We start from the raw sequence: 10,990 nt of genomic DNA, 5'->3' as shown, positions 1-10,990 counted from the left end.
AAACGCCCGGTTACATTTCGAACCCGGAAGCTAAGCCTTTCAGCGCCGATGGTACTGCAGGGGGGACCCTGTGGGAGAGTAGGACGCCGCCGAACTAAATGTGAAAGAAAGCCCCGTTGAGAACTTCGGTTCCCAACGGGGCTTTCTTGCGTTCCGCGACGGGGCCCCGCGGCGCGGCGAGGCCGGCGGGCCAGGTAAAGTCGGGGGCATCATCGGCATATTTTTCCCACAGGAGGCTTCCGCGTGGAGGTCCAGGAGACGCGGATCCAGACAGATCGTGTCCTCACCATCCCGAATATTCTGAGCATGGCGCGCCTGGTCGGCGTGCCGGTGTTCCTGTGGCTAATCCTCTGGCCAAAATTCGGCGGTCCGCAGGCCGATGGCTGGGCGCTGCTGGTTCTTGCGTTCAGCGGTGTCAGCGATTACCTCGACGGCAAGCTCGCCCGGCGCTGGAACCAGGTCAGCAGCCTGGGACGGATCCTCGATCCGGCTGCCGATCGGCTCTACATCCTCTCGACCCTCGTTGGTCTGACCTGGCGGGAGATCCTCCCGGTCTGGCTCACCGCGGCGCTGCTCGCCCGTGAGTTGATGTTGCTGATCGCGGTCGGGCTCCTCGGACGCCACGGATACGGTCCGCCCCAGGTGAACTTCCTGGGCAAAGCGGCTACGTTCAACTTGATGTACGCCTTCCCGTTGCTGCTGCTCAGTGACGGAAGTGGCTGGCTTCACTCACTCGCTGCTATTTTCGGATGGGCGTTCGCCGGATGGGGTACAGCGCTGTACTGGTGGGCAGGGATCCTCTACGTGGTCCAGGTCCGCCGGATCATCAGGGCGGACGCCACGGCCGACTGAGCTCGCCGAAGCGGCAGATCGTGCCAAGGCCCGGCGCCCGCGACGGGGGATACAGCGGGCGCTCTTGACAAGTGAAGTCGGCAAGACCGTCGTCTCTTCGAGGAGGACGCTTCCGACATGAAGGCCGTTGTGATGGCCGGCGGCGAAGGCACACGCCTTCGCCCCATGACGTCCAGCATGCCCAAGCCGCTGCTCCCCGTGGCCAATAGGCCGATCATGGAGCATGTACTGCGGCTGTTGAAAAGGCATGGTCTCACCGAGACCGTCGTGACCGTGCAATTCCTGGCCTCGCTCGTCCGGAACTATTTCGGCGACGGGGAAGAGCTCGGAATGGAGCTCACGTATGCCAATGAGGAAAAGCCACTCGGCACCGCCGGGAGCGTGAAGAACGCCGAGGAGGCCCTCAAGGACGATGCCTTCCTCGTCATCTCCGGTGACGCCCTCACCGACTTCGACCTCACCGATCTCATCCGGTTCCACAAGGAAAAGGGTGCCCTCGTCACCGTCTGCCTCACGCGGGTGCCCAATCCGCTGGAGTTCGGCATCACCATCGTCGACGAGGGCGGTCAGGTCGAACGATTCCTGGAGAAGCCCACCTGGGGTCAGGTCTTCTCGGACACGGTCAACACCGGTATCTATGTGATGGAGCCGGAAGTGTTCGACTACGTCGATCCCGATGTTCCGGTGGACTGGTCCGGTGACGTCTTCCCCCAGTTGATGAAGGAAGGCAAGCCCATCTACGGCTATGTCGCCGAGGGCTACTGGGAGGACGTCGGCACGCACGAAAGCTATGTGAAGGCCCAGGCCGATGTGCTCGAAGGCAAGGTCGATGTCGATATCGACGGTTTCGAGATCTCACCGGGAGTGTGGGTCGCCGAAGGCGCCGAAGTGCACCCGGATGCGGTGTTGCGCGGCCCGTTGTACATCGGTGACTACGCCAAGGTCGAGGCGGACGTGGAGATCCGCGAGCACACCGTCGTCGGCTCCAACGTCGTTGTGAAGAGCGGTGCGTTCCTCCACCGAGCAGTCGTGCACGACAACGTCTACATCGGTCAGCAGAGCAATCTGCGCGGCTGTGTGATCGGAAAGAACACCGACATCATGCGGGCCGCGCGGATCGAGGACGGCGCGGTCATCGGCGATGAGTGCCTCATCGGTGAGGAGTCGATCGTCCAGGGCAATGTGCGGGTCTATCCCTTCAAGACGATCGAGGCCGGTGCGTTTGTAAACACCTCGGTCATCTGGGAGTCCCGTGGGCAGGCGCACCTCTTCGGGGCGCGCGGGGTGTCGGGGATCCTCAACGTCGAGATCACCCCGGAACTCGCCGTGCGGCTCGCCGGTGCGTACGCCACCACGTTGAAGAAGGGCTCGACGGTCACCACGGCACGCGACCACTCCCGCGGTGCCCGGGCCCTGAAGCGCGCGGTGATCTCCGCGTTGCAGGCGAGTGCCATCGACGTCCGTGACCTGGAGAACGTGCCCTTGCCGGTCGCCCGGCAGCAGACCGCGCGGGGCAGCGCCGGCGGGATCATGGTGCGGACCACGCCGGGGGTACCGGACTCCGTAGACATCATGTTCTTCGACGAGCGGGGCGCGGACCTCTCGCAGGCCGGGCAGCGCAAACTCGACCGGGTCTACGCCCGGCAGGAATACCGACGGGCTTTCCCTGGTGAGATCGGTGATCTCCAATTCCCGTCCAGCATCTTCGACTCCTATACGGGAGCGCTGCTGCGGGCGGTGGACACCACGGGTATCAGCGATTCCGGTCTGAAGGTCGTGGTGGACGCCTCGAACGGCAGCGCCGGTCTGGTGTTGCCCAGCCTCCTGGGCCGGCTCGGCGTCGACTCGTTGACCATCAACCCCGGTCTCGACGAGTCCCGGCCGACCGAGACGGCCGATGCCCGCCGCTCCGGTCTGGTCCGGCTCGGTGAGATCGTGGCCTCGGCCCGGGCCGCGTTCGGTGTGCGCTTCGATCCGGTCGGCGAGCGGCTCTCCTTGGTGGACGAGCGCGGCCGGATCATCGAGGACGACCGTGCGCTGCTGGTGATGCTGGACCTGGTCGCCGCAGAGCGGCGCAGCGGACGGGTGGCGCTGCCGGTGACCACGACCCGGATCGCCGAGCAGGTGGCGGCGTACCACGGCACGCAGGTCGAATGGACGACGACCTCGCCGGACGACCTCACTCGGGTGGGGCGGTCGGACGGCACGGTGTTCGGTGGTGACGGGATGGGAGGTTTCATCATCCCGGAGTTCAGCAGTGTCTTCGACGGTGCCGCGGCGTTCGTCCGGCTGATCGGGCTGGTGGCTCGTACGCAGCTCACGCTCAGCCAGATCGACGCGCGGATCCCGCGGGCGCACGTCCAGCGGCGTGACCTGGCGACGCCGTGGGCGGTCAAGGGCCTGGTGATGCGGCACGTCGTGGAGGCGGCCGGCGACCGGGACGTGGACACCACCGACGGCGTGCGGATCGTGGAGGCCGACGGGCGCTGGGTGCTGGTGCTGCCCGACCCGGCCGAGGCGGTCACCCATCTCTGGGCGGAAGGTCCGGACGACGTCTCCGCCCAGCAGCTGCTGGACGAGTGGGCGGCAGTGGTGGACAGCGCCGGACGCTGACCTCCCCCCACCGGCGTGCCGCCCGATCGGCACGCCGGTGGGGCCATTGGGAGACCTCGGCGCCGACGTGCGACGATGTGCGGCATGTCGCCGCAGCGCCCCGATCGGAGCAACCCCCACCCCTCGGCCGGGCGTCCCGACGCGTCCATGTCGCTGCTGACCAACGTGATGGACCACAGCCTCGACGACGGATACGCCGAGGCCGCCGCGCGGAAGTCCGCCGAGGGCGTCAGCGGTCTGCCACGCACGCTGCGGGCGAAGTTGGGCCTGGCGGCCGGTCTGGTGCTGGCGGCGCTGGTGGTGACCGTAGGGGCGGCACAGGCCCGGGTGTCGGCGCCGACACTGGCCAAGGAACGCGAGGAGCTGATCCACCGCATCCAGAAGGGCACCGCCGAGGCCGACACCCAGCAGCAGCGGGTGGACACGACCCGGGACGCGGTGGACCGGATGCAGCGGGAGGCGCTGAAGCAGCACGGCGACGGCAAGGCCGAACTGCTCGCGCTGCTGGCCGGTTCCACCCAGGTCACCGGACCGGGCGTGAAGCTCGTCGTGGACGACGCCAAGGGGTCGGAGGCCGGGACCGGGGGCCCGCGGGAGAGCAGCGATTTCTCGGACACCGGGCGGGTACGCGACCGTGACATGCAGCGTGTCGTCAATGGCCTCTGGCAGTCCGGTGCGGAGGCCATCTCCGTCAATGGGCAGCGGCTTACGTCGCTCTCGGCGATCAGGGCTGCGGGAGACGCCATACTGGTCGACAACAAGCCACTGGTGCCGCCTTATACGGTGCTGGCGGTGGGGAACGGGCAGCGGCTGAGCACCGAGTTCCAGGACAGTGCCGACGGCCAGTATCTGCACGTGCTGCAGGAGAACTACGGCGTGCGCACCAGGATTTCCGTGGAGAGCGAGGTCACGCTGCCGCCCGCGCCCAGTTTGACCGTACGTACTGCAAAGCCGAAGGCCGGTGCCGCGAAGGCGGACGGCGCCGACACAGGGAAGGGCACATCGTGATCGCCGTACTGGGCCTCATCGTGGGAGTCGTGGTCGGAATTGTCGTCCGACCCGTGGTGCCGACGGTGGTCGAGCCCTACTTGCCGATCGCTGTCGTCGCCGCATTGGACGCCGTGTTCGGTGGTCTGCGGGCGATGCTGGACGGCATCTTCGACGACAAGGTCTTCGTCGTCTCCTTCCTGTCCAACGTCGTGGTTGCCGCCCTGATCGTCTTCCTCGGCGACAAGCTGGGCGTCGGCGCTCAACTTTCCACCGGCGTCGTCGTGGTGCTCGGTATCCGCATCTTCTCCAACGCTGCCGCGATCCGCCGGCACGTCTTCCGGGCGTGAGGCCGATGGCAGCGGACGAGACCCCGGAGCCGGAGCGCACGCCCGAGGAGCGGTCGGAGCGGAAGCCCGGCCCGGCGCAGGACGGTTCTCAGGAGCGCCCCGCCGAGCGGCGGCCGATGCCGCCCGAGCGACCCCGTAGGCCCGGAGGGGCGGAGGAGCGCACCGGCGGGCCGGAACCGGAGCGCGAAGAGCCGGAAGCGGGGCAGAAGGGGACGGAACCGGCAGTTGGTGCCGACACGGATGCGACGGCGGACAAGGAAGCCGTGCCGTCTCCGGCGACCGGTCGGCAGCGGCTGCGGGCCAGTCTGTGGCCGCCGCGATTGACCCGGGCTCAACTGATCGTCGCGTTGCTCCTGTTCATTCTCGGCCTCGGCCTCGCGATTCAGGTACGTTCCACCAGTGACAGCAGTGCGCTGCGGGGTGCACGCCAAGAGGACTTGGTGCGCATCCTGGACGAACTGGACAATCGCTCCCAGCGGTTGACGGATGAGCAGCGGCGCCTGGAAGGGCAGAAGACCGAGCTGGAGAACAGCTCGGACCAGGCTGAGGAGGCCCGTAAGCAGACCGTGGAGAAGGAACAGCAGCTGGGCGTACTGGCCGGGACCGTCGCGGCGCAAGGCCCCGGCATAAACCTGACCATCGACGACCCCCACCACTCCGTGGAAGCGGACAAACTGCTGGACACCATCCAGGAACTGCGGGCGGCCGGAGCCGAGGCCATCCAGGTCAATGACGTTCGCGTCGTCGCGAGCACCTCCCTCTCGGATCTCCGGGGCGGGGTGGAGATCGACGGCAAGCGCGTCACGCCGCCGTACCGGTTCAAGGTCATCGGGAAGCCGGAGGACCTGGAGCCGGCGCTCAACATCCCTGGCGGAGTGGTCCAGACGCTGGAAAAGGAGCAGGCCAAGGTGTCTGTGACCCGTGAGGAGAAGATCGTTGTGGACGCCTTGAGGGCGGCGAAGCGGCCTGACTACGCTCGGTCGTCATCCCAGTGAGGCATCTGCGTATGGTGATGGCCCGGCGAGGGCATGAGGTAGCGGGGGGTCGACGCACCGTGCGTGTGGTGTGTGGTGGAAACTGTCTGAAGGCCACGGACGTTCACAGGATGTCCGGATCGGCCGGTGTGTGCATCGAGGGTTCGTCCTGCCCCACGGGCGGGTCTGTGTCGTACAAGGGGAATCGCCCGTGAAGTTGTTTGGAAAGCTGTTCGGCAAGAGTGCGCGCCAGGAAGGCGACGGCGGCTCTGCGCGGCATCGCGCCCCGCGCCGGCCGGAGGAAGAAGGTGCGTCCGAGAACCGTCCGCTCTTCCGTGATGAGGTCGGCGGTCCGTCCGGGGGGCACGGCGCGGGTTCTGTTGACCCCTCCGGTGCCGGCCGCATAGGTTCCCAGGAACCATCAGCCGCACACACGGGTGGAGGGTCGACCTTGCCGGTTTGTACGAGGTGTGGGCACCGGAACGCCGAGGCGAGCCGGTTCTGCTCCAACTGCGGCGCGCCGCTGCGTGCTGGCGCCCAGCCCGAGCGGGCCTCCGAGACGACCTCGACGATCTCCATCTCGGGGATCGAGGCGTACGAGGCGGAGACGACCGGGCAGAACCTCTCGCCCGCGCTCTCCCCGGAGGCCCAGGCGGCCGTCGATGCCCTCCCGATGGGCTCGGCGCTGCTGGTCGTCCGCCGGGGTCCGAACGCCGGCAGCCGCTTCCTCCTGGACAGTGAGCTGACGACGGCGGGTCGTCACCCGCAGGGCGACATCTTCCTCGACGACGTGACGGTCTCCCGCAGTCATGTGGAGTTCCGCCGCGGTTCGGACGGTCGCTTCACGGTCACCGACGTCGGCAGCCTCAACGGCACCTACGTCAACCGCGAGCCGATCGACTCCGCGGTCCTCTCCAACGGCGACGAGGTGCAGATCGGCAAGTACCGCCTGGTCTTCTACGCGAGCCAGCGGGGCGTCGGTATCTGACCGCCAGGGAAGGCATATGCGCCACACACCGACAGGCGGTGCCGGCTCGTCCGGCGCCGCCTCCTCGGACCGCAAACCGATGAGCATCGGCACCGTGCTCACCGTGCTGCGCGAGGAGTTCCCCGAGGTCACCATCTCCAAGATCCGGTTCCTGGAGGCCGAGGGGCTGGTCGAACCGCAGCGCACGCCTTCCGGGTACCGCAAGTTCACCGCGGCCGACGTCGAGCGGCTGGCCGGCGTGCTGCGGATGCAGCGGGACCACTACCTCCCCCTGAAGGTCATCAGGGAGCATCTCGACGCCCTGGAGCGGGGCGAGCAGGTGCAACTGCCCGCTCCGGCGGCGCCGCCCCGGGATCTGGTCGAGGGCGTGACGGACCCGGACGAGGAGCGCCCGACGGCCGCCCGGATCGGCCGGGCGGAACTGCTGGCCGCCACCGAGGTGGACGAGGCGACGTTCGCCGACTGGGAGTCGTACGGACTCATCGTCCCCCACGAGGGCGGCGGGTACGACATCGAAGCGGTCACCGTCGCCAAACTCGTGGCGGACCTCGGTCGCTTCGGCCTGGAGCCGCGGCACCTGCGTGCCGTGAAGGCGGCCGCGGAGCGCGAGGCGGGGCTGGTCGAGCAGGTCGTCGCACCCCTTCGGCGGCACCGCAATCCGCAGACCCGGGCCCATGCCGAGGCCACCGCCAGGGAGCTGGCGATGCTGTCGGTGCGGCTGCACGCGGCGCTGTTGCAGAGCGCCCTTCGCGTCCGTCTGCCGTGAGCAAACGAGTGCCCGACTACCCAAACCTGCCGGGCACGGCCTAGGGTTGCTGTGTGAACGAGCTCGACGTCGTGGGTGTCCGGGTGGAGATGCCTTCCAGCCAACCGATCGTGCTGCTGCGGGAGGTGGGAGGCGACCGTTACCTGCCCATTTGGATCGGGCCGGGAGAGGCCACCGCCATTGCGTTCGCCCAGCAGGGCATGGTCCCTGCCAGGCCGCTGACACATGACCTCTTCAAGGATGTGCTCGAAGCCGTGGGGCAGGAACTCACGCAGGTCCGGATCACGGATCTGCGTGAAGGGGTCTTCTACGCCGAACTGGTCTTCGCCAGTGGCGTCGAGGTCAGTGCCCGGCCGTCGGACGCGATAGCGCTGGCGCTGCGCACCGGGACGCCGATCTTCGGTACCGACGGTGTGTTGGACGATGCGGGGATCGCCATCCCGGACGAGCAGGAGGACGAGGTGGAGAAGTTCCGCGAGTTCCTCGACCAGATCTCGCCCGAGGACTTCGGCACCAACCAGTGAATCGGCCAGGTGAACCACCTGTTTCCGGCCAACCTGTAATCCCTTCCCCGTGACAAGTCACGAGAAACCACTCGTAGGGTGATTATCACTCGGCGTGGCGAGCGCGGCGATCGTTGACGCACCCCGAGCGACTGCATACCGTCGATATGGCAGGTCCCGTCCGGGACGTGGAGGACGGAGGGCGGCGTGGCAATCACCGGCGACGGTACGGCGGCGGAAGGGGCATTGCCGCTCCACGCGGGCGCGGCGACGAACCGCAGCCCGGTACAGGCCGCTGCGATGTCGGGGGACCGCGAGGCGGAGAGCATCGGCTACCGCGGACCGACCGCATGCGCGGCGGCGGGCATCACCTACCGACAGCTGGACTACTGGGCGCGGACGGGCCTCGTGGAGCCCAGCATCCGGCCGGCCTACGGGTCCGGGACCCAGCGGCTCTACAGCTTCCGGGACGTCGTCGTCCTGAAGATCGTCAAGCGACTGTTGGACACCGGGGTGTCGCTGCAGAACATCCGCGCCGCCGTCCAGCATCTGCGGGCGCGGGGGCTGGACGATCTGACGCGGATGACGCTGATGAGCGATGGCGCGACGGTCTACGAGTGCACCTCGCCCGACCAGGTCGTGGATCTGCTCCAGGGCGGCCAGGGCGTCTTCGGGATCGCCGTGGGCGTGGTGTGGCGGGACGTGGAGGGTGCACTGTCACAGCTCCACGGGGAGCGGGTGGACACCGGCGAGACGCTGATCGGGAAGAACCCGCACGACGAGCTGGCGCGGCGCCGCAACCGGGCCGGCTGACGGCTCCCGGGCGGTTCACGGCCCGGGACCGGGTCGATTGTCAGTGGTGTGCGGCAGCATCAGTGGTGTGAGACGTGCGCCGACGATCCTGCATCTGGACATGGATGCGTTCTACGCGGCCGCCGAGCAGGCGGCCAAGCCGAGCCTGCGGGGAAAGCCCGTGGTCGTCGGCGGGATCGGGCCGCGCGGCGTGGTCGCCACCGCTTCGTACGAGGCGCGGGTCTTTGGAGTGCGTTCGGCGATGCCGACGGCGCAGGCGCGCCGGCTGTGCCCCAATGCCGCTTATCTCAGTCCCCGGTTCACGCTGTACCGCCAGGTGAGTGAATCGGTCATGGAGCTGCTGCGGGCGTTGTCACCGCTCGTGGAGCCGCTGAGCCTGGACGAGGCCTTCGTGGACCTGGAGGCCGGCGGGGTGGCGGCGGAGACTGCCGCGGCCCGGGCCGTGGGGGAGCGGCTGCGGCGCGACATCCGGGCGGCCACCGGGCTGACCGGTTCGGTGGGGCTGGCCGGCGCCAAGATGCTCGCCAAGATCGCTTCCGAGGCGGCGAAACCGGACGGCCTGGTGGTCATCGAGCCCGGTACCGAGCGGGAACTGCTGCGGCCGATGCCGGTGCGGACGCTGCCCGGGGTCGGGCCGGCGACGGCCGAGACGCTGCGCCGGGCCGGGATCCACACCGTCGCGGAGACCGCGGAGGCCGGTGAGGCGGAGCTGGTGCGGTTGCTCGGCAAGGCGCACGGCGCCGGGCTGTACGGGATGGCGCTGGGCCGGGACGAGCGGCCGGTGGTGGCCGAGCGGGACGCGAAGTCGGTGTCGGTGGAGGACACCTTCGAGGTCGACCTGACCGACCGGACGCGGGTGCGGACCGAGGTGCTGCGGCTGGCCGATCGGTGCGTGGCGCGGCTGCGGGCGGCCGGGCGGTCTGGGCGCACGGTGGTGATCAAGGTGCGGAACTACGACTTCTCGACGCTGACCCGGTCCGAGACGCTGCGCGGGCCGACCGACGACCCGGCGGTCGTCCGGGAGGCCGCCGTGCGGCTGCTGGAGACGGTGGACACCACGGGTGGGGTGCGGCTGCTGGGTGTGGGGGTGAGTGGGCTGGCCGACTTCACGCAGGAGGACCTGTTCGCCCAGCTGGCCACGGAGCGGGCGGCGGAGGAGCAGGCGGCGGGCGGGACGGCGGAGCCGGAAGGGGAGGCGGCTGGGGCGCCGGAGTCCGTTGTGGAGCTGCCGCGGCGCTGGCACCCGGGGCTGGACGTGGTCCACGAGGAGTTCGGCGCCGGATGGGTGCAGGGCAGTGGCGTGGGGAGGGTGACCGTGCGGTTCGAGACGCCGTGGTCCGCACCGGGGAGGGTGCGGACCTTCGCCGTCGATGATCCGGCGCTGCGGCCGGGCGAGCCTCTGCCGCTGGTGGGCGGACCGGGTCAGTCGTCCGCGCCGGCGATCCGCCCGAAGTCGGTGTCGCCGGCCGACGAGGCGGAGTCCGCGGCCGGCGGTGCGGAGATATCCAGGCGGTAGTGGTGGTAGAGCTGGAGTTCCTGCTCGGGGGAGAGGTGCCGGCCGACGCCGAAGTCCGGGGCATCCTTGATCAGCTTGCGGTCGTAGGGGATGTGCAGGCTGTCGCCGACCATCCTGCTCGGTTCCAGGGGAACGAACGCATCCCGACTGAACAGGCCGGTGCGGACGGCCGCCCATTCTGGTTCGCCCGTCGCGTCGTCGAGGTAGACCTCGTCGACGGTCCCTATTTTCGCGCCGTTCCGGTCGAACGCTTTGCGGCCGATGAGGCTCCGGGGATCGATATCGGTTTGCACGGTCCCTCCAATTGGTCGCAACTGCCTTGTGACAACTACGAAACGGCACATTTCATGCCTCGGCCACTCGAAGGATCGTTCCGGCAGTGCGCTGGTAGGCTGGCGAATGGCCGTCGACCCCATGCGGGAGAGTCCTTGTCGTTCGCGACCGGGGCGCCGAAGGAGCAAATCCTCCCCGGAATCTCTCAGGCACACGTACCGCATGGATGAGGTCACTCTGGAAAGCAGGGCGGGCCACGGGCATGCACATGCCTGAACCCTTCCTCACCGACGGTGAAAGCCGGACCGCAGCTCGCGGGCCGGTGAAGCTCTCAGGTTGAGATGACAGAGGGGGA

At 68.5% G+C, this 10,990-nt stretch carries 11 protein-coding genes, 1 rRNA gene and 1 riboswitch; of the genes, 11 read left to right on the top strand and 1 reads right to left on the bottom strand.

Annotated elements, in window-relative coordinates; translation table 11 throughout:
* The 11 genes from rrf to ACFVT2_RS24765 all read left to right on the top strand — a co-directional run.
* A 5S ribosomal RNA gene (rrf, locus tag ACFVT2_RS24815) occupies positions 1 to 95 on the top strand; the annotation flags it as partial.
* A gap of 148 nt (positions 96 to 243) precedes the next feature.
* Entirely contained in the window at positions 244 to 852 is a 609-nt protein-coding gene (locus tag ACFVT2_RS24810) for a CDP-alcohol phosphatidyltransferase family protein (RefSeq protein WP_390021426.1), read from the top strand.
* 117 nt (positions 853 to 969) lie between these two features.
* The gene (locus tag ACFVT2_RS24805; RefSeq protein ID WP_390021425.1) at positions 970 to 3,465 is read left to right on the top strand and encodes a sugar phosphate nucleotidyltransferase; all 2,496 of its coding nucleotides are present in this window, start codon (positions 970 to 972) and stop codon (positions 3,463 to 3,465) included.
* An 84-nt stretch (positions 3,466 to 3,549) separates the two neighbouring features.
* A complete protein-coding gene (locus tag ACFVT2_RS24800) occupies positions 3,550 to 4,473 on the top strand; it encodes a DUF881 domain-containing protein (protein WP_390021423.1) in 924 nt (307 codons plus the stop codon).
* Positions 4,470 to 4,802, top strand: coding sequence for a small basic family protein (locus ACFVT2_RS24795; RefSeq protein ID WP_016578706.1), 333 nt, complete (start codon positions 4,470 to 4,472; stop codon positions 4,800 to 4,802). The genes ACFVT2_RS24800 and ACFVT2_RS24795 overlap by 4 nt, the downstream gene beginning before the upstream one ends.
* A 5-nt stretch (positions 4,803 to 4,807) precedes the next feature.
* Entirely contained in the window at positions 4,808 to 5,797 is a 990-nt protein-coding gene (locus tag ACFVT2_RS24790) for a DUF881 domain-containing protein (protein WP_390021422.1), read from the top strand.
* A gap of 118 nt (positions 5,798 to 5,915) precedes the next feature.
* The gene (locus ACFVT2_RS24785) at positions 5,916 to 6,764 is read left to right on the top strand and encodes an FHA domain-containing protein (RefSeq protein WP_390021438.1); all 849 of its coding nucleotides are present in this window, start codon (positions 5,916 to 5,918) and stop codon (positions 6,762 to 6,764) included.
* 16 nt (positions 6,765 to 6,780) lie between these two features.
* Positions 6,781 to 7,530: a MerR family transcriptional regulator gene (locus ACFVT2_RS24780; RefSeq protein ID WP_390021421.1), complete on the top strand. Its 750-nt coding sequence runs from the start codon at positions 6,781 to 6,783 to the stop codon at positions 7,528 to 7,530.
* Between the two features lie 53 nt (positions 7,531 to 7,583).
* A complete protein-coding gene (locus ACFVT2_RS24775) occupies positions 7,584 to 8,054 on the top strand; it encodes a bifunctional nuclease family protein (protein WP_016571419.1) in 471 nt (156 codons plus the stop codon).
* Between the two features lie 186 nt (positions 8,055 to 8,240).
* Positions 8,241 to 8,846 (top strand): MerR family transcriptional regulator, encoded by a 606-nt coding sequence (locus ACFVT2_RS24770; protein ID WP_390021420.1) that lies wholly within the window; start codon positions 8,241 to 8,243, stop codon positions 8,844 to 8,846.
* Between the two features lie 67 nt (positions 8,847 to 8,913).
* A complete protein-coding gene (locus tag ACFVT2_RS24765; RefSeq protein ID WP_390021418.1) occupies positions 8,914 to 10,362 on the top strand; it encodes a DNA polymerase IV in 1,449 nt (482 codons plus the stop codon).
* On the opposite strand, the gene ACFVT2_RS24760 is transcribed toward ACFVT2_RS24765, so the two are convergent.
* Complete coding sequence (locus tag ACFVT2_RS24760) at positions 10,269 to 10,655, bottom strand: PRC-barrel domain-containing protein (RefSeq protein WP_390021416.1); 387 nt, start codon at positions 10,653 to 10,655, stop codon at positions 10,269 to 10,271. The genes ACFVT2_RS24765 and ACFVT2_RS24760 overlap by 94 nt on opposite strands.
* A 114-nt stretch (positions 10,656 to 10,769) precedes the next feature.
* A riboswitch (glycine riboswitch) is annotated at positions 10,770 to 10,866 on the top strand.
* Positions 10,867 to 10,990 lie beyond the last annotated feature (124 nt).

Source organism: Streptomyces sp. NPDC058000 (assembly GCF_042886435.1).
Lineage (GTDB): Bacteria > Actinomycetota > Actinomycetes > Streptomycetales > Streptomycetaceae > Streptomyces.
Note: the sequence above shows the minus strand (reverse complement) of the source record. Positions and strands in the feature narration are given on the sequence as shown.